We start from the raw sequence: 26,326 nt of genomic DNA, 5'->3' as shown, positions 1-26,326 counted from the left end.
AAAAACCGCCGGAACATTCCGACGGTTATTATTTCATAAAATATTTAAAATGGGAAGGAGTCTGAAAACTCCTATTCCCCGATTACTCAACAATCGGTGTCAGCACCAGATTCCGGTACAGCACTTTTCCGTGATCGCCCTGCAGATAAATGGGACCCGGACTGTAAAGATCAGCACTAATAGCTCCACCGGTTGGTCCGTAAACCGGTTGATTGTCAATGATGGTCGTTCCGTTCAGTTTCACCGTTAAATGGCGTTTGTACAATGTAATGTCCATTGTTTGCCATTCGCCGGCAGGTTTTTCAGCAGCTTCCGATGGAGTGATTCGACTGTACAAAGCGCCCATGTTATGCGAATCAACCTCTTTCCCATATGAATCCACCACCTGAACTTCATACATTCCGCGCAAATAAACGCCGCTGTTGCTACCTTCGGGAATATTCACTTCCAATGTCAGGTTAAAGTCTTCAAACTCCTGTTCGGTGCGGAGATTGCCATACCAAATGTGTTCCCCTTCTTTTTGTACAGGGTCGTTTACCAGAACGCCATTTTCTACTTTAAAACCATTGACCTGGTTCGGGTTCAGCAATTTCCAGCCGTCGAGGTTTTTGCCGTTAAACAATTCAACAGGATTGCCGTATGTCGCATCCGAAAGATTAGGTTTCGAAGGAACACCAGGCGATTTCCAGCCATAAAATTTCATTTTATGTGTTCCCATCCCGTTCCGGGCCGCCTGCATCGAAACGCCCGAAATACGGTCGCCACTGCGGGTTATTTTCAAATAATGGGGTTGAATCATTTTCCGTTCACCGTTTTCACCGTCAAGCGAAAGCTCCCCGGCCCGCATTACCATCAGGTGGTTTCCATCAATTACTGAAACATGCTGCACGGGTAGCACGCTTCCCCCCTGCCAAAGCAGCCTGGCATCCAAAAAACATTTGTTTTCAAACACATGAAGCCACCCCACCGAGCCGCCTTCAATTTCAATGTTCCACATCCCGTAAAAGCCATCTGGTTTTTGGGCGTTGGAGAATCCGGTTGCCAAAATGAGGGCTACAATTAATACTGATAACTTTTTCATTTTTTTTAAGGTTTACTTGATTTAAATTTATGTTTCAACAAATTTACAAAAAATCAGTTGACTTAGCTCAATTCAATCAAAGTCGGAATCTCTCCTCCACCAGCTTGCGGACAGAGAGTGCTTAGGTGAATCACCCATCCAACCACCTCGATTTGAATCACTTTCCATTCCAAATGATGGTAAGAAGAATAGGCAAAATATAATTAAGAGCTCCGAATTAATTCAAATGCGTTTTTTGGCGTTCAAAATCCAGAAATCTTGTGATAAAATTCATAAATTGCATCAAATCAAACTACTCACCCCAATTCCGGCAAGCCGAAATTCCCCCTCTCTACGTGTAGAGAGGGGGCAGGGGAGAGTCAAATTAAACTAAAATGAGCGAAAACCATACACCAATCAGTCGTGCCAGAAAATTGCGAAAAAAAATGACTCCGGAAGAAAAACTTTTGTGGGCAAATTTGAGAAACCGGAAACTAAAAGGGCTTAAATTTTTAAGACAGCACCCAATTGTTTATGATACGATCAATAACAAACCCAAATTTTTTATTCCAGATTTTTATTGCGCTGAAAAAAAGTTAATTATTGAAATTGATGGTAAAATTCACGAATTTCAAAAAGATTATGATGAAAGACGGGAAGAAATATTAACTAACATAGGTCTGAAAATTATTCGGTTTAAAAACGAGGAGTTTAAAAATATCAGCGCTGTTTTGAGGAAAATCAGGGAGTTTGTGGAAGGTTAAATTACTCACCCCAATTCCGGCTATGCCGGAATTCCCCCTCTCTACGTGTAGAGAGGGGCCAGGGGAGAGTCACAGCACCAAATCACACGCTTCGGGTGGCATCCAGTGTTTGTCTTTGCCTTCCCATTTTACGTTGCAGCCAATGGGATTGGTTACCTGAACCGAAACCGGTTTTCCTGAAGTAAGCTCATCGAGCGCCCGCTCCAGGTCGTTTACCTTCATTTTTGAAGTATCCCGAGGATTATCCACACCGCGACCGGTGTAAACCAACTTACGATCCTCATCGAACACATAGAAATGTGGTGTTCGTAACGCACCGTAGGCCAGTGCCACTTCCTGCGATTCGTCGCGCAGGTATTTCCACGGAAATTTGTGCTCTTCCATCCGCTTTTTCATGTGCTCAAAATCATCGGTTTCGTAGGTATTGGCGCTATTTGAATTAATGCCCACAAATTCAACTCCTTTTGGTTTGAATTTTTCAACTGTTTTACGAGTGACTTCATCGCTGCCAATCACATACGGACAATGGTTGCAGGTAAAAAACACCACCAAATATTTCGCATCTTTAAAACTGCTGAGCGAGTAATTTTTCCCGTCGGTTGCCGGCAGGTTAAAATCAATTGCTTGTTCTCCAATTTCCAGTGTAAATGCCATAATTTTAAATTTTAAGATTATAAATTTTAAGTATCAAGATTTTTAGTATCAGGTATCAAGATTGTGAGAATTACCGATTTTGTTTTATGCTTCATTTTATTTTTTGTTTCTCTGTCTTGTGTCTAACCATCCTGATACTTGTATCTTTTTGTCTTGCTACTTGTGTATAAACGTCTTGTCTCCTTATAAAAAAATTCATCCGTTAAATGTTTAATGCAAACCAAAAATCTTACGTATTTTTAACCGTTTTGAAATTCAAATAGTAAATAAGTTTTCAGGAATGAACCGCGAAGAAGCTCATCAAAAAATAGTGCAACTTCGAAAAGAACTCGAAGATCACAATTACAAATATTACGTACTGGCACAGCCCGAAATCAGTGATTACGATTTCGACATGCAACTGCGCGAACTGGAAAAACTGGAAAAAGAGTTTCCCGAATTTGACGATCCCAACTCCCCAACCAAACGGGTGGGCAGCGACATCAGCAAGGAATTTGAACAGGTGGAACACCGCTACACCATGTTGTCGCTTTCCAATGCCTATTCCGAAGAAGAATTGAAAGATTTTGATACCCGCATTAAAAAGCTGGTAGATGAAGATTTTGAATACGTTTGCGAGCTGAAGTTCGACGGTTCTTCCATCAGCCTGCTCTACGAAAAAGGGAAACTGGCGAGGGCAGTTACCCGCGGCGACGGCACCAAAGGCGACGATGTAACCAACAATGTACGCACTATTCGTTCGGTGCCGCTCACATTACGAGGAAATAATTATCCCGAAAATTTTGAAATCAGGGGCGAGGTAGTCTTGCCGTTCAAAGTATTTGAAGAACTGAACCAAAAACGGGAAGAAAACGGCGAGGCACTGTTTGCCAATCCGCGGAATGCCGCAGCCGGCACGTTGAAAATGCAGGATCCGTCTATTGTTGCATCGCGCAAACTGGATGCTTATTTTTATTATATCCCCGGCGAAAAACTACCGGCTGACAGTCATTTTGAAATGCTACAGAAAGCCCGTGAATGGGGTTTCAAAGTTTCAGAAGCCACCAAGCGATGCAAGAACCTCGACGAAGTTTTTGCTTTCATCAAAAAATGGGATGAAAAACGATTTGAATATCCTGTTGCCACCGACGGAGTAGTAATAAAAGTAAACTCGCGGCGAGTGCAGGAAGAACTGGGTTTTACGGCCAAATCGCCACGCTGGGCCATTGCCTATAAATTCAAGGCCGAAAGTGCCTCCACTGTGTTGCGCTCAGTTTCGTACCAGGTAGGCCGGACCGGCGCAGTTACCCCGGTGGCCAACCTCGACCCGGTGCCCATTGCCGGAACCATAGTGAAACGCGCTTCGCTACACAACCAGGACATCATTCAAAAACTGGATTTGCATTTGAACGACACCGTTTTTGTGGAAAAAGGCGGGGAAATTATTCCCAAAATTACGGGAGTGGATCCCGCAAAACGACACCCCATGTCGGCACCGGTCCGGTTTATCAAAAACTGCCCGGAGTGCGGCACTCCGCTCGAACGTAAAGAGGGCGAAGCAGCGCATTACTGCCCGAACGAGGTGGGCTGCCCGCCACAAATCAAAGGCAAAATGGAACATTTTGTCAGCCGAAAAGCGATGGACATTGACGGGCTGGGGCAGGAAACGATTGAACTGCTGTACAACCAGGGACTGGCCAAAGGAATTGCCGATTTGTACCGTCTCGAAAAAGAGCAACTGCTTCAACTTGAACGTTTCCAGGAAAAATCGGCACAACGCATTATGGATGGTTTGGAAGAATCGAAAAAAGCCCCGTTTCAACAAGTGCTTTTTGCATTGGGAATCCGCTACGTGGGCGAAACAGTGGCCAAAATACTGGCAAAAGAACTTCACTCTATCGATAACATCAGGAATAAAACCAAAGATGAATTGGTAGCCATTGATGAAATTGGCGACCGGATTGCCGAGAGTATTATCGATTTCTTCTCTAAACCGGAACACATCGAAATGATTGAATTTTTGAAAAAACAGGGCCTGCAATTTCAGATCAGTGAAGACCAGCTGAGTGACCGGACTGATAAACTCAGCGGTTTGAGCATTGTTATATCGGGAACTTTTGAGAAGCACTCGCGTGACGAGTTGAAACAACTGATTGAAAAAAACGGTGGCAAAAATGTAGGGTCACTCTCAAAAAAAACCAGTTACTTACTTGCCGGCGACAACATGGGGCCAAGCAAACGCGAAAAAGCTGAAAAACTCAACATCCCGGTTATTTCCGAAGCGGAATTTTTACACTTATTGAAAACATAGTGTTCTACACACAAAATAAATATTATTTATATCGTTTTATATACAGAACAAATTACACTATATTTGTTCTACATACGAAACAAAATAGATGGATAAAGAAATAATAAAACAAATAATCATTGAAAATCAGGAGTTCATAAAAGATGTCAATCTTTATGAAAGGGACAACAAACTGGAAAAACAGGGCAACTACGTACTCATAGGTGCCCGGCGCGCCGGGAAGACCTATACTATGTTGAAATACATTAAAGACACACTTTCTGAAGGAACTGATTTATCTCAGATACTTTATATCAATTTTGAAGACGAGCGGCTGATTGAACTTAAAACAAATGACTTAAATCAAATAATTGAAGCATTCCGCGAACTTTTTAATGATAAACCTTTAATCTTCTTAGATGAAATTCAAAACATCCACGGTTGGGAAAAATTTGCACGCAGACTCGCTGATCAAAATTATCAGGTTTTCATTACCGGAAGTAATGCTCAAATGTTAAGCCGTGAGATTGCTACTATACTGGGTGGGCGTTTTCAGATATATGAAGTTTTTCCGTTATCATTTGAAGAATATTTAAAGATGAACCAACTAATTCCTGAGAAAAATTGGGAATATTCATCTCAACGGTTTGAGATCAGAAAACTATTTGAAACCTATTTTTATTTTGGCGGCTTTCCTGAAATAAACAAGTTTGATGAAAAAAAACTATGGCTAAGAAATTTATACAGTAAAATATTCTTTGGAGATATTATTACCCGTTATAAAATCAGAAACGATTTTGCACTCAAAATATTGGTTAAAAAGTTAGCCGAAAGCGTACACGATGAGATAACTTTTACACGGATACGAAACATAATTCAGTCATTGGGGATAAAAATCGGAACGGCAACAATAATTGAATATTTGAGCCACCTGCATGAATCATGGCTGGTTTTTAAAATAGAAAATTACTTTGCAAAAATTACCGAAAAGGAAACATCTGGAAAGTACTATTTTATTGATAATGGAATCTTATCACTCTTTCTTTTGAATCCCGAAACAATATTACTGGAAAATATAGTTGCACTGCAATTGAAGCGCACATACGGAAATGATTTTTATTTTTTGAAAAAAAATTATGAAGTTGATTTTTATGTTCCTGAGGAGAAATTAATGTTACAGGTTTCATATAAACTAACCAAACCCGAAACAGAAAACCGTGAAATTAATGCAATGCAGGCACTTTCAGAAACTGTTGAAACAAGATCAATGGTCATTATTACACTCGACATTGAAAAGAAAGTGGATTCAGGAAAAAACAAAATTAGTTTTATCCCGGTTTGGAAATGGCTTTTGAATTTCTCAAATTAAATACACTGCGCTTAAAAAGTATTTTTTCATTTCATTACATTTGCGCTACCGATGAAGATAATTGAAAAAATTGCGTACTACACGCTCAGCAAAAAAATAAAAGCCACAGAAAGGCAGGTTGAACTACTTCATCCGGATCAAGCCAGGAAGGTGGGAGTGGTTTGGCGGCCTGATGAAAAAGCGGCCTTTCAATTCCTTCACGATTACTTTGCACGCGACAAAGTCATTTTCAGAAATATTTGCGTGTACGAAGATCACGCCGGTGTGCCGGCAGACACAAGCATCATTACTTCAAAAGATTTAAACTGGCTGGGATTGCCTAAACCCGGGCCGGTTGACGAATTTATTGAAACGGAGTTCGATGTTTTGTTCAACATCGCACTGGAACAAAACCTTGTGCTCGATTACATCACAGCACTCAGTCGTGCCAAATTCAAAATTGGCTGGTCGCCCCAAAAAAGCAATTTTTTTGACCTCAATATTAACATCTCCGGCAAGCAGGATGCATTATACCTTGCTCAGCAACAAATTTATTATCTTGCACAATTAAATAAAACTACATAATTATGAATCATCGTTTTACAGGTGCCGGCGTAGCTTTGGTAACGCCATTCACCACTGAAAATAAAATTGATTTTAATTCGCTTGAAAGAATTATCGACAACCAGAAAAAAGGCGGCATGGATTACCTGGTAGCTCTGGGAACCACTGCCGAAACCCCTACCCTCACGGCAACCGAAAAGGCCGAAGTGGTAACTTTTGTAAAAGAGAAAAAAGGCGACTTGCCGCTGGTGGTTGGCATGGGAGGAAACGACACCCGCAAAATCATTAAACAGATCAATAAATTCAATTTCAACAAAGTTGACGGGCTGCTTATTGTTACGCCGTACTACAACAAACCTTCGCAGGAAGGGATGTTCAACCACTACAAGGCCATTGCAAAAGAGAGTCCTGTGCCCATTATCCTATACAATGTTCCGTCGCGCACGGGAGTGAGCATGAAAGCCAAAACCACCATCAGGCTGGCCGAAGCATCTGAGAAAATTGTTGCTGTAAAAGAAGCTTCGGGCAACCTGACCCAAATCACCAGAATTAACAAATACAGCCCCGATCATTTTTCAGTTATTTCGGGCGACGATCCCATGGCGCTTCCCATCCTTTCAGTTGGTGGCAGAGGGGTAATTTCAGTTGTAGCCAATGCATTACCCCAAAAACTGAGCAGCATGATCCATTTAGGAATGGAAGGGAATTTTGCTGAAGCGCGTAAAATCCATTTCGAGCTGACAGAAATGCTTGGACTGCTGTTTAAGGAAGGAAATCCGGGTGGAATTAAAGCGCTGCTGAATATTCAGGGAATCATTGAAAATGAATTGCGGTCGCCGCTGTATCGTATCAGCGAAGAAACCTACCTGAAAATTAAAGAAGAATATCAAAAGCTGAGCTAATCAGTTGCATAACCACAAAAAAACCGGTGAGTATATGCTTACCGGTTTTTTGTTGCAATTACTTTTTTGAAAATGATGTTGCTGATCCGCTCTTTTCGGGGATGGCAGCAATTTCGCCAATTGAAATGAACGGGTTGTTGTTCACCTCATCTTCGGGCACTTCAAAACGCATACGCGGATCGTCGTGGGCGATTACCTCACCGGCCAAATCCATGTGGTTCGGACCGCGAACATTGGTTGCTTTAAACCGTTTCATGGCGAGGTAACTTTTCCCTTCGCCCCATAATTCAATCCGGGTCTGAAAATAAATTTCATTCAGTAGATCCTCACCTCTAAGCGATTTAATCCGGTTTTCGGCTGCCGGGTTGCGTTCTTTAACAAGTTCCCAAAGGGCCAGTGCCCCTTCAGGATCTTTTCCGTCTCTCGCTAAAGCTTCGGCTTTTATCAGGTACATTTCGGCCACACGCATGTAGAGCAAATCATTTGTCCATGTGCGGTCGCTCAATGGTGTCCGGGCTTCATGATAAAATTTCCAGACAGGCAGCAGGCCGCCATCATTAAACATATTTACAAACTGACCTTTACGCACGTCGGTTTCGGGAATTTGTTCCCATAAATTACGGTCAATTCCCTTGTAATCGCCCACACCGGCGTAGCTAAATGTGAAAATATCCATGTGCCCCCAGAAGCTGGCCAGTGCGTAAGTATTATCAGTTGTCAAATCTACTCCCCAAATCCATCCCGGGATGGCAACATTTCTGAAACCGGATTCAATTACTTCACCGGCACTCATCAGCGTAAAGCCGCCATTGGTTACTACATCGTTGGCTGCTTCAACAGCACCTGCATAATTCCCGGTGGTTAAATAGGCATAGGCAAGATAGCCCTGCGCCACATATTTATTAATTTCAACTTTGTTGGTTCGTTCATATCCTTCGAGCGCTTCAACAGCATCTTCCAAATCTTTTATAACAAGGCTGTAAACCTGCTCAACCGTAGCGAGCGGTTGTGCTTCGGTGGTTAACTGTGTTTCGTAAACCGGCACGCAGGGTTTGTTTTGGTTTCCATCATAAGTATGTTGGTAAAGATTGTCCAAATAAAAGTAAGCATACGCACGCAGGGTTTTTGCCTGCCCGAAATAAGCGCGGTTGGTTGGGTCTTCGGGCATGGCATCGCTTCCCCCCAGACCATCGATAACCTCGTTGGCAGCTTTTATAATGGTAAAATAATATCGCCAGTTCATCGACGGGCGGAGATCCGTCATCTTTTGGTCTTTTAATTCATACACACCGGAAAACCAGGTGTAAGTTTTACCGCCCAGTGTCATATCGCCGCTCATTAAATCAGTGGCAATATCAATCGATTTCTGTCCGTAATCATCGTGTCCTGTGGTGCCTCCGGTTCCCTGGGCAAAAGTGAGCGAATAAATCCCCGAAACCATTGCTTTTGATATATCCGGATTGGTTTTCGATGCTTCTTGCAACTGTTCTGCCGTTATTGGCCCCGACGGTTCACGGTCGAGAAAATCTTCGCTGCAGGCTGTAAGCAGAAAGGAAATAACCGTGAGCAATAAAAATGATTTTATATGATTATTCATTTTGCTGATTTTTTAAATTTCTCAATTAAAATTGCAGCTTAATTCCAGACGCGATGGTACTCAACGGCGCATACCGCGTTGTTCTTGAGCTACCCGATTCAGCGCCAACCGGAATAAACCCCCGGCGCGCAGTCAACATGAACAGGTTATCGCCGGAAACCCATAAAGATGCCCGCCCAATATCAACAGTTTTGGTGACCGATGCTGGCAACGTGTACGATAACCTCACATTGGTTAAGTTGAGAAAAGCGTTACTGACAATAAACCGGGAAGAGGTAGCATTGACATTTTTGTCGAAATCGGAGGAAAGGCGCGGCACGTCGGTTACATCGCCCGGTTGCTGCCACCTGTTGAGAATATCCTTCGACCAGTTGCTTTTTCCGGGCAAATGATTTCCCATCAGGGAGGCATAAATGTTGTCGTACGAGTGCCCTCCAATACTGTAGGCAAACTGCGACGTAAGTTCGAACCCACTCCAGGAAAAATCGAGCCCAAAACCGCCGGTTAAGTCCGGAACAACCGATTTATCGATATATTTTTTTGTGGCTTTGTTATAATCGGCAGTGGTTTCAACCCCCAATTCCGAAACTGAATTTTCATTCCGGTAGGTTACCATGTCAACAATATATTCCCGCTCACCGCCAACTTCATTATAATAGCGGTTCCACAGCGAGAGTCCGGTTTCAGTGTCAACGCCTGCAAATTCCCTCACATAAAAATCATAAATCGAATGTCCTTCCGAATAGGCATAAGTTTCCTGAACTTCCAGTATTTTTTCTTCACCGGTTGAATCATCAATGGGCATCTGTGTGATTCTATTCCTGTAATTTCCTCCGTTAACTCGTAAATCGAGCGTCACTTTGCCGGTATTTATCAGGTGTCCAATCAATTCAAATTCAAAGCCTGAATTTAAAAGTTCCCCATCGTTTACGGGTACCTGGGAAAATCCAAGCGAAGGGGCAACCTGTTTGTAAAACAGCAGGTTGGTTGTTTTTTTCGTAAAATATTCAATCTGCCCCGAAATTACATTGGCCAAACCAAACTCAATTCCGGTATTGAATGAATTGGAACTTTCCCATGTTAAACCCGGATTTCCTTTGTAATCAAAGCTAAACGACAATTCATCATTCAAATTTGAAATTGAATACTGGTCGAAGGTAGGGTAATTACCGATGTCCTGGTTTCCCAATGTGCCCACACTGGCTTTCAGCTTCAGGAGGTTGATCCAGTGAGTGCCGGCCAAAAATGATTCTTTGTTGAGCATCCATGCAGCACCAAGCGAACCGAATGTGCCCCATTTATTATCCGGGAAGCGCGAAGTGCCGTCGCGGCGTGCGGTGGCGTACAGGTAATATTTTCCGTCGTAATTGTATTTTGCCTGTCCGAAAAAACTTTCCAGGGCATAATCCACCACCTCGGAATCCATCCAGTCCATTATTACCGCGTTGGTCCATTCAATATTGTATGGCCGAGCGATATTCGATTTCTGCCCCTCCATAAATGCATCGCGGTAAAGTGTGTTTTCGTGGGCGATAAAAGCTTCAATACTGTGTTTGTCAAAAGCATTACGATACGTTAAAATTTGATTCCAGGTGTAAGAAAACCGGTTATCCTGCCGCTTTAAGATTCTGCCGAGTCCTTCGGCATCGCCGTAAAACGGATTGGTAAGTTTGGAATTATTCTGCCCGTAATATTGCATACCAAAATTGGTATTGAAACGAAAATTATTCAGAAACCGAGCTTCCACGGCGGCATTTCCTGCAAAATTATGAATGATGTAAAAATCCCTGTCGAGCCGGGCAGCACCGGCCGGGTTGATATTTGCCCCAAAGCCACGGGTCCCCGTTCCACGGTCGAAACCATAATCATAAAGAAATCCGCCCACTTTGGAGTCTTCTACTTTATTTCCATTTTCATCGCGCACGTAAACCGGATAAACAGGGGGCATTTCATTTACAAAGAAAAACCCGTTATTGGCCACCTCCCTTTGCCCTGGAGAATTCCTTTCCATGTATGAATAGCTGAGGTTCAGATTGGCAGACAACCAGTCCCGCAACTCCTGATCGATGTTGGCCCGTGTGCTGAAGCGGTCGAATTCGGACCCCACATAATATCCTTCGTCATTGAGGTATCCAACCGATGTGTAGTAGCTTCCGTTTTCTCCGCCGCCACTCAGTCGAACACTTGCTTCCCGGCGTTTTGACGTGCTGAAAACTTCGTCGGCCCAGTTTTCCGGGGTATATTTTCTTTCGGTAGTTGTAAACTGCCCTGTGGCCGGGTCAATCAGCTCATTGTCATCCGCATTCCACATATTATAGTAGGGAGACAAACCGTTGCCTACTGAAAAAACATCTTCGGCAGCCACTTGCCCGGGATTTCCAATTCCCTGCGAAACGTATTTATTCTTCAGTCCTTCCCAGCTCAACTGCACATATTCTTCAGGCGAATCAATAACATTGTAGAGCGGAATCAGGCGAAGGTTTATTCCGTAATTTACATCCACATCGATAACCTGTTTGTTTTTCAATCCTTTTTTGGTGGCGATAACCACCACACCATTTGCGCCCCGTGCTCCGTAAATTGCGGTGGCCGATGCATCTTTCAGAACGGTGGTGGATTCAATATCGGCCGGGTCGATGGAGGCCAGGTTACCATTAAACGGAATGCCATCAACAATGTACAGCGGTTCGCGACTGGCATTAACCGAACCGAATCCCCTTATGCGCAGAGAAGCGGTTGTACCCGGCTGGCCGGAAGAGTTGATAACCTGCACGCCCGCCACTTCGCCTGCAAGTGCTTTGGTAATTTCCGATGTATTTTTGCCGGCCAGTTTTTCACCTTCCACTTTCGAAGCCGAACCAGTAAACGATTCTTTGGTGGCCGTTCCGTAAGCCACTACCATCACTTCATCAACGCCAATAACATCAGGTTCCATAACCACATCAACAGTTGCTCCCTGAATGGCCACTTCTGCCATTTGCATCCCCACAAATGAAAAGATTAAAGTCCGGGCTTCTCCGGGAATGGTAAGAACATATTTCCCGTCACTATCGGTAACTGTTCCCAAAGTTGTTCCTTTCACCACAACCGATACTCCCGGAATTGGCGTATTGCCTTCAGAATTGGTTACGCTACCTGATATGCGCCGAGGTTGGGCATTAATCACCTGAAAACCAGCCAAGGCAATGGTTAACAGCATTAGCGCAATTTTCTTCATAAATATTTGCTTTGATTCGGTATTCTCTCTCTCTCTTAAATGCAATGGTATGAACCAAAAAACCACTGCACCAAACAAGGAATGCAAAGTTATTATATTCCTTACGAGTAAAAACAATACTTCCCACTTTTCTCGCTGAAAGTCATAATATCTATTCATTCTACTGAATTTTACTGATGCACTAAAAAATAAAGAGGATGCCATATTGACATCCTCTTTATTAAAAAATTATAATTCAGAAATAGCTTAGAATACTATATCTATCTGAGTCCTATCCTTTCTAAATTTTTTGGGTGCTTTTTTCCCTTGAATTTCGAAATTATTACCAGCACCTAAATCTTGTTTTATAATTAGGTTTGCTGAGGAACGAACATTAAAGGAAGCAAAGTTTTGTGTATTGATATATGCAGACTTAGTTTGCAATGGTGAGAATACTAAGTTGTAGTATCCATCCAACCAGCCACCTGCAGCCTCGCTATTTATAAGATAACCATCTCCCTGGCTTGTTGATGTCATAACCAGGTTGCCCTGCATATTGAATGTGAAATCCATAACAGCAGTTGTACTGACACCTTCAGCATCGGTAGTGTATAACGTTGCATCATATGTAGCCGATTCGGTCACAATATCGGGCAACACCTGCGGTGTAACAGACATAATACTGGTTGACGGATCAAATGAAGCAATAACTTCGGCAGCATAATCAATACCAGTTATAACCAACGAATTCTCATCTTCACCTTCGGCAATGTTTATTTCCATATTAGCGTCTGCTTCACCGAACTGACTCAATCCTGACATTACGAAATCACCAAGGAAATCTTCTTTGTCGTACGATACGGCATCTTCAGAATAGAAGAATGTTTCGGCGAATTCGCCAACAATGGTTCCATCTTCAAAGTGGAATATTAATCCCAGGGTGTAAATGGTAACCCCTTTGGCATTTACCACAACGGATGATTCAATACTATCGCTGGGTGAAACATAAATGTCTTTCCCCATAAATTCAGCACCAATCGACTGATTTTCAGGAATTGTTACGCTTTCTTCTTCCTCATTGTAGTAGAAAGCAACACCATAACCTTCGGCATAGAGATTCGACAAATAATAGAGGTTCTTGTATTCACTCTCCTCATTTTCCGGATCGATATCAATGGCCATTGACAATGTTTGACTCCAGTTATCGCTGTATGCTGCAGATTCAAACTCTCCAACCTCACCTGCGATGGCTTCGTATTCCACATCGTTAAAATCATCAATCTTCAGGTTGGCAGCGATGAAAGCATCTTTGGTCAAGTAAATATAAGTAGGTACAGAAGCTGGATATTTACCACCATCATTATATTCTGCTTCACTTACAAATAAAGAATTACTCGGAAAAGTTATAACCCCATCCACAATTGTTCCTAATGGATAAGAGGCTTTATCGTCAGATAAATTATTATATACAGATCCTATAGAAAACATTCCATCACCCCATGCCATGCCCAATTCATGAGCATACATAAATACCTCACCGGTTGCATTATCGATTTCGATTATGGTATAATAATCGTTGTTTTCATCAAAATCACCCGGATAATTATATGGAAATCCGTCATAAATTCCATCTTCATCCGGGATAGCTTCATATTCTTCTCCAACCCATTCTCCAGTTGGAGCTACTCTGTATGCATTTTTGAAACGATAGCGGGTCATACCTGTAACTTCAGCTTTCTCAGCATTCACATACATCGGCAGGGCTTCTACCCCATAAAAATAAGCCACTGTTCCATCCACATAAACCATAGGTTCTTCAACAGCTGCCCATTTGATGCGTGTCACGCTGGTGGTTACATAGGGTAGTGCTGATGCATACGGATTAACATATTCATCGCCTTCAACGGCCAACTTCAAGTTATAAGTTGTTCCTTCACCGGCATCAGGAAAAGTCACTGTAAAATCCACTTCTGTTTCACCATCTGCAAAGCTAATGGATGACGGAACGTTATAAACATCTTCATCATTTACTTCAACATTTACAGGAACCTCAACTGCACCGGATGAAACCTCACGAGCAATTGTTATCGTAATTTGAGTGGGTTCTGTTGGTTCTAATTCATATGCGCTTGTATTTGAAGCCGGGAAATAAACCCCCTGACATCCATCAGGTACAGCCGGGCTCGGCTCAACAGTATCTTCGAATTCACTGCAGGCTGCTACTGCAAGAGCAACCAAAACAGAAATTGCTATCAATAATTTATTAATTTTCATAATTTTCTTTTATAGATGTGAAACTTTATAAATCTGCAACTGGCGAAGGTGCCGGTACGGCTGGGTTGTTATCTCCTTCAGTCAAAGCAGGGTTTGCCTGAATTTCGGCCTCGGGAATACGCCACAATAAAATATCGCTTCCGGCCGGAATATTAAATACCATAGTGGCATTTGGGAATGCTCCGCCCCTGCGATCTACATCTTTATTTAAACGCATAATATCAAACCAGTTCATCCCTTCACCCCAAAGTTCGAGCCTGCGGTGAAAAAATACTTCCTCCTGAATTCCTTCGGGTGATGAAGCATTACAAACATATCCCGGATCACGATAATTCTGCACAAAGCTTTCAAGAGTAGTTTTGCCATCACCACCACTCATTGCTTCGGCTTCGGCCTTAATTAAATACATTTCTTCAATGCGCATTAACGGAATATCGTTTGCGTTTGTTGAAGTTTTGGGCTCCTCGTTATATGGAGCAAATTTCACCTGGGTATAAGCAGGATAACCATATCCAGCCGCTGCTTCAGCTTCAGCTTTGTTTAAATTTGGTGAAGTTTCATTTTCGTCTAACCACCAGCCTTTGCGCACATCCGTTTCGGGAATGGATTCAAATAACGATTTGTTAATTTGCTTTCCACCGGAGAAGTTGGCATAACCATAATTAAGCGAGCCCATGTGCGATGGCCAGTTCACAATACCTGAAGAAACAACATCGTCGGTTTCCTTAACAATAATCCCCCACATCCAGTTCGATTCGTCGGAACTCCAGAATGAAGGCTTGCTTACATCAGCAATTGAAGCAGGTGTAGCACCAGAAACTTCGATAGCCTTGGTGGCATCAGCAGCCGCTTCGCTCCAATTTTGCATTGTTAAATTAACTCGGGCGCGTAATCCATAAGCAACGGCAAGGCTAATATACCGTTTATCGGCACGGACAATTCCGTTTTCTTCAGCAGAAGTCAATAAATTTACTGCGTTGTCAATATCCGATGTAATCAATTGGTAAACTTCCTGAACTGTAGCACGTGGAGAGCCATCGAGCGCAGCTTCATTGGAATTCTCATTGGTAATAATCGGCACACAAGGTGCTGATTCGTTACCTACGTAATTAAATTGGTATAGCTGTGCCAACACCCAGTAACTAAAAGATCGGGCAGCCAGGCCTTGTGCCAGATAATACTGGGAAGTAGGATCTTCTGTTTCCGGATCAATGGCATCAATCACGTTATTGGCAGAACTGATAATGGCATACATATCATTCCACAAAATTTGGCCTTCGTTGGAAGTATATTCACGGTCAGAATATTCAAGGTTATTACCATTCCAGTTATAACCATTATCATCCGATACCAAATCGTATCCGTTGTGGTCAGTAAACAGCATTACTGAAGGATAGCCAAAATCGTTGTGACGTTCTGCCCCGAGAGCAGTTTCATTAGGCATGTACTGAGTGAACTGTGCAAATATGGCATTTACACCAGCTACTGCCTTTGAAGGATCATTATCCAAAACTTCTTCTTTTTGCGAAGTCGTAATCGTGTCTCCTTCTGGGAGTGTATCCAGATCCTCGCAGCCTACTGTGGCAAAGAAAAAGGATACCAGTAATAAGATAATATATTTTCTATTCATAATAATCTACTTTAATAATTAAAACATTAAATTAAGACCTCCCGAAATTGAACGAATAGGAGTATATCGCGCGGTAGTTGCAGAAATATAACTTTGGCGCGGGTCTAATCCTTTACGGCTGGTCAGCAGCGCTACATTATCAGCAGCGAAATACACACGAATTCTTTCAAATTTTAACTGGTTGCTAATGTCAGAAGGTAAAGAATACCCAACAGTTATATTATTCAAACTCAGGTAATCAGAGCTGGTAATAAAACGTGTTGAGGTGGAGTTGGCATACCTGTCATTTGCATTCAGCCGTGGTACATCGGTGTTGGTATTTTCAGGTGTCCATGCATTATAGATATCCTTGTGCCAATTGTTTCCGGCAAAGCTCGACATTCCGTTGTGCATTAATCTACGGTATCCTGAGTCATAAATCTGACCTCCCAATTGGTAAGAGACCTGTACTGAAGCATCAATTCCGTAGGCTTCAACAGAAGTACCAAAACCTCCGTAAACTTTTGGCAACAAGTCCTCAGTAGCAATTTTGTAAGATGTTGCTATTGAATAATCACTTGTTTTAATGGCACCACCGTCTTCATCTTCGGCCCAGTATTGTGCCATCCCAGTTTCAGGATCTACTCCTGCGTAATCAACCAGGTACATCCTGTACATCGATTCACCTTCTTCATAAATGCGTGTACCATCAATTAAATCACCTTCCAAATCGGGATGCAGTTCATTAATTTTATTTTTAATGAAGGTAGCATTCGCATATACATTCCAGGTTAAATTATTCAGGTTCAAAATATTCGAGTTAAGGTCAACCTCAAGACCGGAGTTGGTCATTGAACCAATATTCATTGGAATTTCAGTATATCCCAAACTTGCAGCAACCGGCTTATAATAGAGCATATCGGCTGATTTACGGCCAAAATACTCCACTGTTCCTGACAAATGGTTCTTGAAGAAACCAAAATCAACTCCCACATTATAAGAGGTAGAAGTTTCCCAGGTTAAATCCGGATTACCTTTATAAGTTAATGTTCCGTCAGAGAAAACACCTTCGGCACCTGTCATTTCGTATTGGTCAAGCCAGGCGTAATAGTTACCAATATTGTCGTTTCCTTGCTGTCCGTAGGAGGCTTTTAATTTCAACATATCAACCCACGAAACACCGGCAAGAAAACTTTCGTTGTTTAACATCCATGCTGCACTTGCCGACCAAAAGTTTCCCCAGCGATTGTCAGGATGAAAACGTGAAGAAGCATCGCGACGGTACGTCACATTTGCAAAGTAGGTATCGTTATAAGAATAATTTAAACGGCCTAAAATCCCCTGGGTTGCATAAGTATCTTTTGCACCTCCGCCCCTAATTTGGTCAATGGCATTATTCACATAATAACTTTCAGGATTGTAAAGGTTTTGTCCAGTTGCAAAAACGTACTCTTCAGCATAGGAATACCCATCGTAACCAACTGTTAAATCAAATTGGTGTACATCATTAAATTCACGCTGGTAATAAGCAATATACTGCTGGTCAAATCCGGTTGTACGAGTCTGTTCCTGATAGGCCGTACCACCATACGAAGCACTTTGCCCCATGTATGCATTACCAAGGTCGTTATACTTGGTATTGTCAACATTAAGACCATATTTTGCTGTAATCGTCAATCCTACGACAGGCTTAATTTCTGCATACCATGAACTATTCACGATATCCATCAAATAATCGGTTTTATTATAAACCAGGTCACCTGCAGGGTTGGCAATTTGCATAAACGAACGTGAATAGTTAGTACTCACACCATCACCGTAATCATAAACTTTACGACCATTATTCAATAATATATCCTGAGTGCTTCCATCCCGCACATAAATCGGATAAACAGGAGCCACGTAGTTTGCTATAAAAAAAGCATTTCCGCTGGAGTTGGTAGTTACCTGTTCTCCCGGATAGTCACTGGTTATTTGGTTATAGTTTACGTTTGCGCCAACTTTTAACCAGCTTTTCACTTCATGGTCACCGTTGAAACGACCTGAAATCCTGGTAAATCCAGAACCTGGCACAACTCCCTGGTCATCCATATAGCCAAAAGACATGAAGTAATTTTGCTTGTCATTACCACCTGAAATCGACAGGTTGTATTCTTGTCTCGGATTTTGCTGAAAAGTTTCATCAGCCCAGTCATCTGGTGTATAATAATAAGTACCGTCATTATATCCTAACTGAGCATTGGGATTTAACTTGCCATTTTTACCAATAATAAGTTCACCTTCGGGAACAGTATAAATCTGGTACCCGTAACCACCTTCAGTATTGGTGATAATTTTTTCGTTTGCATAAGCATTGGCCCGGGTTGGCGTGTAGCCTAAGTTATAAATACCAGCATTGTAAATTGATCTGTATGCAGTTTCAGTATAATTCTGGTGACTGGTTAACACATCATAGTTTTCAATCGCCCGTGAATTTACACCATATTTAACATCCAGTGTAACCCTGGGTTCTCCGGCAGTACCTTTTTTGGTGGTAATCATGATGATTCCGTTGGCACCGCGTGAACCATACAAAGCAGTGGATGCAGCATCTTTCAATACTGTCATCGACTCAATATCCGAACTGTTAAGTGAAGAGAGGTCACCGTCAAACGGGATACCATCAACAACATATAACGGATCCATTTCGGCATTGATAGACCCCACGCCACGCACTCGAACAGTAGCGGAAGTACCAGGCTGGCCGTTGTCACTCAATACCTGAACACCGGCGACTGCTCCCGCCAATGCATTTGAAACATTGGATACCTGCCGTTTTTCAAGTTTTTCATTGTCCATAACCGCGGCAGAACCGGTAAATGAACCTTTGGTGGATGTACCGTAGGCAACCACCATAACTTCGTCAATACCTAAAATATCAGGTTCCATTACTACATTAAATGTAGTACCTGAGGTAATATCAACTTCTCTGGTTCCCATACCAATAAAGGAAAAAACCAGAGTTTGAGCATCTTCAGGAACATCGATGCTGAATTCACCGTTGAGGTCGGTAACAGTTCCCAAAGTTGTCCCTTTAACAGAAATCGAAACTCCCGGAATTGGCATTTCGTCCTCCGAAGAAGTAACCGTACCGGTTATCATCCTCGTTTGGGCGTGAGATGCCAAAGTTCCTATGAAAAGAAGAATCGTAAAGAATAGTGCAATTTTTTTCATAGATCAAATTTTAAAATTAATAACTCACTCTTTTTCACAAATAGGAGGGCTAATATAAAAAAAAATTCAGTGATTAACATATTTTCACAATTAATTGAACTTTTCAAACTATTATTCATTTAAAATCATCATAAACTAATAAACTCTAATGATGTTCAATCTTTTTCTTAAAAAAGCTGAAAAATGGAAATATAACTACAGCCCCCATAAAATCTAATGACTTAGGTCATAATTAAACTGATTTAATGCAAGATGACTCAAAAAAAACGAAAAAAATTCAGCTGGCTCAAAAAAAGAAAATTATTTTTAATTTTTTAAAATACTAAACTAATTGTCCGATGAAGAAATTACTTTTTATTTCGATTGCTCTTTTCTTTTTTGTTCCTTTTTCATTTTCTCAATCACCTGTTAACGTAGTTGTTATTGGTGCCCACCCCGATGATGCCGATGGAGACGCGGGCGGCACAGCCATAAAATTCTCAAAAATGGGACACAATGTGCTGTTTGTTTCGTTAACCAACGGCGATGCCGGGCACCATGAAAAAGGCGGCGGCGCACTGGCCAAAATTCGCCGGGCTGAAGCCCAAGAAGCCGGAAACAGATTTGGAGTAAAATATATTGTTTTAGAAAATCACGACGGAGAGTTGCTGCCAACACTGGAAAACCGGAAAGAAGTTATACGGCTCATCAGGCAGTGGAATGCCGATGTGGTGATCAGCCACCGCCCCAACGATTATCACCCTGACCACAGGAACACTTCAATACTTGTGCAGGACGCTGCCTATATGGTTATTGTGCCGAACGTGGTAACTGATACCCCGCCACTAAAAAAGAACCCGGTATTTTTATATGCACAGGACCGCTTTCAGAAACCTTATCCTTTTCAACCGGATATTACCGTGGACATTACCGATGTGTACGACCAGAAAATTTATGGTATGGCCGCACACGAATCACAGTTTTTTGAGTGGTTGCCCTGGACCAGCGGAAGGTTAGATGAAGTACCCGAAACCGAAAACGAACGGCTGGAATGGCTGGCCGGATTGCGCAAGCCACGTATCACAGAAGAGATGCGGCAATCGCTCGAAAAATGGTACGGCGTAGAAAAAGCGAAAAATGTAAAAGTGGCCGAATCCTTCGAAATTTGTGAGTATGGAAGAAGGCCTTCGGATGATGAGATCAAAAAATTGTTTCCGATGTTGGGGGAATGAAAAAACATGAGCCATAGCCTCACTTGAAATGAGGCTATGGCTAAGCTCTCCTACTGTTGTTTATCCATCGAAATAAATTTACCACTGATTGAAAAGTCCGGAATGAAATTCTACTTCAATTCCCTTAAAACTTAATTTATAAGAATGCTGAACATGGGGAGAAATACAAAAATTTTTCCCTTCGGGATAAAATTCACGAAATTTCAGCAACGCTTTCGGTGAAAATTTATCAGGATTAATTTTGCATTCAAAAGCATGAACTTGCCCTGTGCTGGCCTTTGCAATAAAGTCTATTTCATTTCCATAGGTATCCGCCCAATAAAATACGTTTCCTTTTTGTGTCCGAAGCATATCTAAAACAAGGTGTTCCCATAGAATGCCTCTGTCAGTTTCTCTTATTTCATTCCAACCTTTTACATGAGTAACAAAACCCGTATCAAAAGCATATACTTTTGGGCGTTTCACAATCTCTTTTTTGCCTCCCCCATAAAAAGGCGGCACAGGGAAAATAGCATGAGCTAAAGTTAATGCTTCAATGTGTGCCATTACAGTTGGCCTGCTCAACCCAGATTCTTTTGCCAGAGAAGAAATTTCAAGCATACCTCCGCTTTGCAAAAAAATTAATTGCATTAGTTTTAAAAAACCTGTACGATTCCTAACATTGAACAATTCCTGAATATCCCGGGCATAATAACTATCCATCCACTCCGAATAATGCTCCGCAATTTTTGTATCAGCAAGGAGAAATTCAGGCAATCCTCCTCTAATTAAACGACGATCCAAATCAGAAATGCCAAAATTAGCGTTGCATTCCGACCAAAGTACAGGAGGTAAAAAGAGCTGTACTTTTCTACCGGCTAATGAATCCCTAAATTTTTTAGTTGCAGAAAGTGTAGAAGACCCCGTGGCAAGAATTTTTATTTCGGGGAATTCATCTGTCCCAATTTTTAAAACAGCACTTGGATTTTCAATTCGGTGAATTTCATCGAAGATAACTATATTGTTTCCTGTCACATTGTGAAAAAAAAATTCCGGATCTTCAATTTGTCGTACCACAGAGGGCAAATCACAATTCATGTAAATAGCATCAGGAACCATTTTACACAAAGTGGTTTTACCACTTCGGCGTACACCCGATAACCAAATCAATGATCTTTCTTTCCATGCTTCATTTAACTGCTGCAACCAAAAATTTCGTATTATCATGCAACTATAATTTACAAATAAACGGTTTAAATGTAAAATAAATTTAACAAATATGCAATTCTTCAGAATATTAGTTCCGATAATTTTGCAGATGAAGAAATCAGTTGGCTTTTCATGATGTTGGAAAAGTAACCAAATTAGTCATAGCCTCACTTTGAGTGAATAAAAAGTAAATCTCCCGCTCCTGCCAGACGCAGGCTGGGATTTCGCAGGTTTTCGCAGAAAATAAAATAATCAGCGTTTATCTGCGGAATCTGCGGGAAATCAATAAATATTAATTAGTTGGAATCCCCTTAATACTCATTAGAAAAAATTGGGGCTACTCAAACTTCACCCAATCAATTCCGGCCATGTTGCCGGGTTTGGCATTTGCATCGGCTCCCACAATTTTTACGGTTAGAATGTGTTCACCTTCATTAATTACCCGGGAGCCCAAATCAACCTCCACTGCTCTTACCCCTTCAGAAAAATATCCATTAAATTTCTGTCCAAGAGGACGTCCATCGAGGTAAAGCTGGATAATTCCGTAATCAGGTGCCTGGGTTAGTCGTGCTGAAATCCGGTATCTGCCATCCTCTTCCAGAATGAAACGGGTAAGCAGTTCGTCGTTCGTTTTCCCATGTCGCCACCACAACTGGCTGTCGCCGCTCCAGCCAAAATCACCTCCTTGCATGCCGGCAGTACCCGTAGGTGTCAAAGCTAATTCAAGATGTTCGCCTTCAATCATCCCATCTTCATCCACTACCGGCGGATAAATAGCTGAGCGGTCGAGAGCCACTGGATTTTTTACGCTTTCCACATTGATTTCGGCGTTGGTTTCAACTCCCGGACGGGCGTACCAAAACGATGACATGGCAAAATTAATGGTTGTTTTTGCCCAGTGCCACAATTCAATATTGGAGCTTATTTCAGACTGAAACGGAATGGCATCCAGAGTGCGGTAGCGCATGTTCACCGTCATTCCCGGATGAAAATTTCCAGCGCCGGTAGGCTGTGCAATAAACGGATGGGTAAATTTTTCGGGCCGGCACCAGGCATATCCGTAATAATCCTCGGTACCGGTGCCGATAAAGGACGGGAACTCTTCCCCGTCCACAAAAATCTTTTCGTCCCCTTCGCCCCACCAGGCATCGGCCGTATTGAAAACAGTGAGTGCATCCCCCACGTAAAGCCCATGCCCTTTTAAATCCACATAATTCACATCGAAATGCCATTTGTGGTTATCCAAATCCGGATCTTTCGCCGTATTAATCTGGTAATGTTCTTTCCATGCCGCCCCAAAATACAAACTTGTATTGCTCCATTTATAACTCTCCAAATCAGCCGCAGCCTTTACATTTACTGTTTCTTCACCATAGTTGGTGAATTTAATTTCAACATTTTCTTTAAACGGCATCAACCAGTACGATTCCATATTTCCGTTCTCTGTAACTTTTGTGTACCAAGTGTTGGATGGATTAACCTGGTAGCCGGTTCCAAAAAACTCGCCAACAGGAATCCAGACTGTTTCTTCACCGTCGAAAGAAATGGAAAGCACTGTGGAGCGGAGTGCCTGCGGCAGGTTTTCGCTTTCAAGTGCAGCCGATAAATAGGAAACAGCCTTGTCGGAACCTTCAAAATTGAGCGTTAACGATTCACCCGGCGCCAATGCTTTTTCACCTGACAGTTCTTTTTGATCGGGTGCTGAATAGCCGGCCAGCAAAAAACGACCGGTTGCATCAATAAGTTCGCGGTTTTGCTGAACTACTTCGGGAGAAATGCTTTCCACTTCAACACCTTTTTCGTAGGTGCGGTAACAAATGTTGTAATAAATACTTGGGCGCCTTCCCTCGTCCGTGATTTCCACGGCATCGCATTCGTATGTAATTTTACACTGACTGGCATAAGGCAGGGGCAGGTACAAATTGTGTCCGCGCTGGCCGTACTCAGTTTCGTGCGAAACCGATGCAGCGAGTGGTTCCTTTGCCAACATTTCGCCACTCAGCAGTTTAAGAATATCTCCTTCAATAACAGGTTCCTGTTTGTTATCGAGATAAATCCGAACCGTGCCATCCGCAGCACCTTCGCCTGCAAACGTCATCCACCAGCGCACCACAGCGCCCGGTCCTTCGGCATCGAAAAGTACAAATTCGCGTCGTCCGCTGTTTTCTTCTTCACGAATAAATTGCGTAAAATCGGCATTTGCCCACCAGCCCTCTTCGCCTGGTGTAGTGCTTTGGCGGTCGTAACTGCTAAATTGTTTTAATGTGTATGGCTTTTCAGGCAAACGTGTCAGCACTTCACGATCAGTCATTTCGCTGAGGAGTGAATTCAGGGTCACTTTCTCCTTATTACACGATGAAAACAGTAAAGAGGCAATTAGTCCGATTAGAAGAAATGTACGGTTCATGATTGAATATTTTAGTTTTGCGATAAAACACGAAGGTAATAAAACAGCAGTTACAACTTCAGCCTGATGCCAATTTTTGACAACAACGCTGCAAAGCCAATCATTGCAAATGCCCAAACCAGCGACCCGGCAATTACCAAAAGCGGACTTTCGAGCTGCTTGTAAAAAAGCAACGGGAAACCGGTCATCCATACAATATAATATATAAGATCTGGTGCCAGGTATGTGGTGAGCGAATTTTGACCCGCAGGTTTAAACACATTGCACCATTTGGATTTTCCCCACACGTCAATAATCAGGAAAAGTACCACAAATAGAAGAATACTTATTCCTGTACAAATCGTTTACAAAAAGCATCAGGAAAAGGGTGAGCCCACGCATGATGTCGATGGTAAGAATTCGTTTCACAAGCCTGGTCATTTTAATTTGGGGTGAAGATAAAAAAATCAGGTTTGACGGAAAAGGAAGATGGTTAAATCACTGGCACTTCCCAAGTAAACAAATTCAAAAAAGTTCGTTCGCAGGCAAAAAAAACTGCCATCCCGGAAAGGCAAAAACCATTGGCCAGGACAGCAGCATTCTAAATTGAAAATTAAACTAAACCCAGACCTACTTAATCGTCATGGTCGTCATTATCGTCTTCATCATCGTCATCTTCATGGTCATCCCAATCATCGTTGTCGTCATCGTCATGCTTGTTTTTATATTTTCCGTACGCATGTCCTTCAGGTTTCAACTTAAGGAAAATTCCAACTTCTTCCATCATTTCCCGCATCAAACCTGCAATTTCCTCGTTTGATTCATCGGAAAAAATCAACACTCCCTCTTCGCTGAATTCAAATTCGGGTACATCATCAAAATCTATCACATTAAACATTTGTGGCAGATTAAATATTACCATCAGCTCATTTAAGACACCCTCATCAATAACAATTCCGGTATCATTTTCAATTTCCATTTCAAATTCTTCTCGGGTACTAAATTCGAATGGAATTTCCAGCTCTTCAACAACCATTGAACCTTTTATAAAAATTGAATTCCCACCTTCGAGCAGGTTTTCAGTTTCCAATTCAATTTCCTTGTACACACCGGGATAAACTTCCAGCCAGTTAACTTCGGGATACGATTCTCCTGTGAGCAAATTGATTTCAAAGGGGCCTTCAAAAATAATTTTCTGGTGGTCCTTATTTCTATGTTGTTCTTTCATTTCCTTGCGATCAACCAGTGGTTTGAATTTAATTTTTTCAACCCCGATGAAAGCTTCATCGATGATCATTGTATCAAATAACATTGAAGCACTTTTCAGTTGCGTAGTCTGAGGTTGGGTGCCGGCCTTTAATGAAAGCCGGGCAACTGCCTGACCCTCCGGAAGTGGTTGTTCTTCCACCCTGTCTTCCTGACAGGAAGTTGCGATAATTAAACTTGCTGCTACCATAATTCCTAAAATCCTTTTCATTTTTTTCATACTATTTACGTTTTAGTATTTATTAGTTTTGAATTACAAACTGGTTTTGCAATAAGCAAGTACGCAACCTTCATGCACATTCAAACCACCAACCATAAAACACTGAATAAATGACACTTAAACATTTACCACAAATCAACAACACTATCAAATTGATAAAAATTTATCATTTTGACAGTAAGAGATAATTCATCTCTATCAGCAATTCAACCCGATAACCACGCGGGTTGCGAGCAAACTTATCCCCGACGAGTTTATCCGGTTCCTGACCGATACAAGCAAACCGGTTTCAACGCCTAAATTGTTTTTTGCCGAACTTTTGCTTAATGAGCTGGCCAATGATCCCGGCGCGCCGCTGCATAACCTGCCTTATCCTAACCCCGACCACCTGCGCGAATGCCTGATAAAACTGAACAAAACAAAAGGTAAACTAACCAAAACAGTACTTCGTTTCCTGCGTGGAGACATCTCATACCGTACCATTAAAAACGGGTTCTTTATTGGTGAAAAAAAACATTTACTTTATTACCCGTTCCCAACGGTTAAAGAGCTTGAATCGAAACACTTCGGCTGGTGCCGCCCGGCATTAACGCAGCATTATTAAA

The 26,326-nt window shown here is 42.1% G+C and carries 18 protein-coding genes; 7 read left to right on the top strand and 11 right to left on the bottom strand.

Annotated elements, in window-relative coordinates; genetic code table 11:
* Window positions 1-82 precede the first annotated feature (82 nt).
* Window positions 83-1,081, bottom strand: a complete 999-nt coding sequence (locus BUC07_RS07825) for a 3-keto-disaccharide hydrolase (protein ID WP_073168122.1) — start codon at window positions 1,079-1,081, stop codon at window positions 83-85.
* A 374-nt stretch (window positions 1,082-1,455) separates the two neighbouring features.
* Here BUC07_RS07825 and BUC07_RS07820 point away from each other — a divergent pair, with 374 nt between their 5' ends.
* Window positions 1,456-1,824: an endonuclease domain-containing protein gene (locus tag BUC07_RS07820; RefSeq protein WP_073168119.1), complete on the top strand. Its 369-nt coding sequence runs from the start codon at window positions 1,456-1,458 to the stop codon at window positions 1,822-1,824.
* Window positions 1,825-1,893: 69 nt separating this feature from the next.
* On the opposite strand, the gene BUC07_RS07815 is transcribed toward BUC07_RS07820, so the two are convergent.
* Window positions 1,894-2,478: a thioredoxin family protein gene (locus BUC07_RS07815; RefSeq protein ID WP_073168117.1), complete on the bottom strand. Its 585-nt coding sequence runs from the start codon at window positions 2,476-2,478 to the stop codon at window positions 1,894-1,896.
* 280 nt (window positions 2,479-2,758) lie between these two features.
* Here BUC07_RS07815 and ligA point away from each other — a divergent pair, with 280 nt between their 5' ends.
* The 4 genes from ligA (at window position 2,759) to dapA (ending at window position 7,561) form a co-directional block, all read left to right on the top strand.
* Complete coding sequence (gene ligA / locus BUC07_RS07810; RefSeq protein WP_073168115.1) at window positions 2,759-4,768, top strand: NAD-dependent DNA ligase LigA; 2,010 nt, start codon at window positions 2,759-2,761, stop codon at window positions 4,766-4,768.
* Window positions 4,769-4,856: 88 nt separating this feature from the next.
* Entirely contained in the window at window positions 4,857-6,116 is a 1,260-nt protein-coding gene (locus BUC07_RS07805; protein ID WP_073168113.1) for an ATP-binding protein, read from the top strand.
* A 51-nt stretch (window positions 6,117-6,167) separates the two neighbouring features.
* Window positions 6,168-6,680, top strand: a complete 513-nt coding sequence (locus BUC07_RS07800) for a DUF6913 domain-containing protein (protein ID WP_073168111.1) — start codon at window positions 6,168-6,170, stop codon at window positions 6,678-6,680.
* A 2-nt stretch (window positions 6,681-6,682) separates the two neighbouring features.
* On the top strand, window positions 6,683-7,561 hold the full coding sequence (dapA, locus tag BUC07_RS07795) for a 4-hydroxy-tetrahydrodipicolinate synthase (protein WP_073168109.1): 879 nt from the start codon (window positions 6,683-6,685) through the stop codon (window positions 7,559-7,561).
* A 58-nt stretch (window positions 7,562-7,619) separates the two neighbouring features.
* Here the strand turns inward: dapA and BUC07_RS07790 are convergent, their stop codons facing one another.
* The 5 genes from BUC07_RS07790 to BUC07_RS07770 form a co-directional block, all read right to left on the bottom strand.
* Window positions 7,620-9,158: a RagB/SusD family nutrient uptake outer membrane protein gene (locus BUC07_RS07790; RefSeq protein ID WP_073168107.1), complete on the bottom strand. Its 1,539-nt coding sequence runs from the start codon at window positions 9,156-9,158 to the stop codon at window positions 7,620-7,622.
* A gap of 25 nt (window positions 9,159-9,183) precedes the next feature.
* Complete coding sequence (locus BUC07_RS07785; RefSeq protein ID WP_083578163.1) at window positions 9,184-12,375, bottom strand: SusC/RagA family TonB-linked outer membrane protein; 3,192 nt, start codon at window positions 12,373-12,375, stop codon at window positions 9,184-9,186.
* A gap of 246 nt (window positions 12,376-12,621) precedes the next feature.
* A complete protein-coding gene (locus BUC07_RS07780; RefSeq protein ID WP_073168105.1) occupies window positions 12,622-14,628 on the bottom strand; it encodes a hypothetical protein in 2,007 nt (668 codons plus the stop codon).
* Between the two features lie 25 nt (window positions 14,629-14,653).
* Window positions 14,654-16,258 carry a RagB/SusD family nutrient uptake outer membrane protein gene (locus BUC07_RS07775; protein ID WP_083578157.1) on the bottom strand — a complete coding sequence of 535 codons (1,605 nt, stop codon included), beginning with the start codon at window positions 16,256-16,258 and terminating at the stop codon, window positions 14,654-14,656.
* An 18-nt stretch (window positions 16,259-16,276) separates the two neighbouring features.
* Window positions 16,277-19,450 (bottom strand): SusC/RagA family TonB-linked outer membrane protein, encoded by a 3,174-nt coding sequence (locus tag BUC07_RS07770; protein ID WP_083578156.1) that lies wholly within the window; start codon window positions 19,448-19,450, stop codon window positions 16,277-16,279.
* 338 nt (window positions 19,451-19,788) lie between these two features.
* On the opposite strand from BUC07_RS07770, the gene BUC07_RS07765 reads away from it, so the two are divergent.
* Window positions 19,789-20,661: a PIG-L deacetylase family protein gene (locus tag BUC07_RS07765; RefSeq protein ID WP_073168099.1), complete on the top strand. Its 873-nt coding sequence runs from the start codon at window positions 19,789-19,791 to the stop codon at window positions 20,659-20,661.
* A 78-nt stretch (window positions 20,662-20,739) separates the two neighbouring features.
* On the opposite strand, the gene BUC07_RS07760 is transcribed toward BUC07_RS07765, so the two are convergent.
* The 4 genes from BUC07_RS07760 to BUC07_RS07740 all read right to left on the bottom strand — a co-directional run bounded on the left by BUC07_RS07760 (window position 20,740) and on the right by BUC07_RS07740 (window position 25,712).
* Window positions 20,740-21,867 (bottom strand): ATP-binding protein, encoded by a 1,128-nt coding sequence (locus BUC07_RS07760; RefSeq protein WP_073168098.1) that lies wholly within the window; start codon window positions 21,865-21,867, stop codon window positions 20,740-20,742.
* A gap of 319 nt (window positions 21,868-22,186) precedes the next feature.
* Entirely contained in the window at window positions 22,187-24,256 is a 2,070-nt protein-coding gene (locus BUC07_RS07755; protein WP_073168096.1) for a glycoside hydrolase family 172 protein, read from the bottom strand.
* A 50-nt stretch (window positions 24,257-24,306) separates the two neighbouring features.
* Window positions 24,307-24,516 carry a hypothetical protein gene (locus BUC07_RS07750; RefSeq protein ID WP_394333207.1) on the bottom strand — a complete coding sequence of 70 codons (210 nt, stop codon included), beginning with the start codon at window positions 24,514-24,516 and terminating at the stop codon, window positions 24,307-24,309.
* A 353-nt stretch (window positions 24,517-24,869) separates the two neighbouring features.
* Window positions 24,870-25,712, bottom strand: a complete 843-nt coding sequence (locus tag BUC07_RS07740) for a hypothetical protein (RefSeq protein WP_175552492.1) — start codon at window positions 25,710-25,712, stop codon at window positions 24,870-24,872.
* A 310-nt stretch (window positions 25,713-26,022) separates the two neighbouring features.
* Between BUC07_RS07740 and BUC07_RS07735 the strand changes: the two genes are divergently transcribed.
* On the top strand, window positions 26,023-26,325 hold the full coding sequence (locus tag BUC07_RS07735; protein ID WP_073168087.1) for a hypothetical protein: 303 nt from the start codon (window positions 26,023-26,025) through the stop codon (window positions 26,323-26,325).
* Window position 26,326 lies beyond the last annotated feature (1 nt).

This window comes from Tangfeifania diversioriginum, assembly GCF_900141875.1.
Lineage (GTDB): Bacteria > Bacteroidota > Bacteroidia > Bacteroidales > Prolixibacteraceae > Tangfeifania > Tangfeifania diversioriginum.
The sequence above is the reverse complement of the archived record's forward strand: the minus strand, read 5'-3'. Positions and strand labels throughout refer to the sequence as shown.

Excerpts from the sequence above, each read along its gene's own strand:
- BUC07_RS07740 (WP_175552492.1), bottom strand. The coding sequence starts at position 25,712 with ATGAAAAGGATTTTAGGAATTATGGTAGCAGCAAGTTTAATTATCGCA.
- dapA (WP_073168109.1), top strand. The coding sequence starts at position 6,683 with ATGAATCATCGTTTTACAGGTGCCGGCGTAGCTTTGGTAACGCCATTC.
- BUC07_RS07815 (WP_073168117.1), bottom strand. The coding sequence starts at position 2,478 with ATGGCATTTACACTGGAAATTGGAGAACAAGCAATTGATTTTAACCTG.
- BUC07_RS07780 (WP_073168105.1), bottom strand. The coding sequence starts at position 14,628 with ATGAAAATTAATAAATTATTGATAGCAATTTCTGTTTTGGTTGCTCTT.
- BUC07_RS07770 (WP_083578156.1), bottom strand. The coding sequence starts at position 19,450 with ATGAAAAAAATTGCACTATTCTTTACGATTCTTCTTTTCATAGGAACT.
- ligA (WP_073168115.1), top strand. The coding sequence starts at position 2,759 with ATGAACCGCGAAGAAGCTCATCAAAAAATAGTGCAACTTCGAAAAGAA.
- BUC07_RS07805 (WP_073168113.1), top strand. The coding sequence starts at position 4,857 with ATGGATAAAGAAATAATAAAACAAATAATCATTGAAAATCAGGAGTTC.
- BUC07_RS07820 (WP_073168119.1), top strand. The coding sequence starts at position 1,456 with ATGAGCGAAAACCATACACCAATCAGTCGTGCCAGAAAATTGCGAAAA.
- BUC07_RS07825 (WP_073168122.1), bottom strand. The coding sequence starts at position 1,081 with ATGAAAAAGTTATCAGTATTAATTGTAGCCCTCATTTTGGCAACCGGA.
- BUC07_RS07790 (WP_073168107.1), bottom strand. The coding sequence starts at position 9,158 with ATGAATAATCATATAAAATCATTTTTATTGCTCACGGTTATTTCCTTT.
- BUC07_RS07800 (WP_073168111.1), top strand. The coding sequence starts at position 6,168 with ATGAAGATAATTGAAAAAATTGCGTACTACACGCTCAGCAAAAAAATA.
- BUC07_RS07775 (WP_083578157.1), bottom strand. The coding sequence starts at position 16,258 with ATGAATAGAAAATATATTATCTTATTACTGGTATCCTTTTTCTTTGCC.
- BUC07_RS07765 (WP_073168099.1), top strand. The coding sequence starts at position 19,789 with ATGAAGAAATTACTTTTTATTTCGATTGCTCTTTTCTTTTTTGTTCCT.
- BUC07_RS07760 (WP_073168098.1), bottom strand. The coding sequence starts at position 21,867 with ATGATAATACGAAATTTTTGGTTGCAGCAGTTAAATGAAGCATGGAAA.
- BUC07_RS07755 (WP_073168096.1), bottom strand. The coding sequence starts at position 24,256 with ATGAACCGTACATTTCTTCTAATCGGACTAATTGCCTCTTTACTGTTT.
- BUC07_RS07785 (WP_083578163.1), bottom strand. The coding sequence starts at position 12,375 with ATGAAGAAAATTGCGCTAATGCTGTTAACCATTGCCTTGGCTGGTTTT.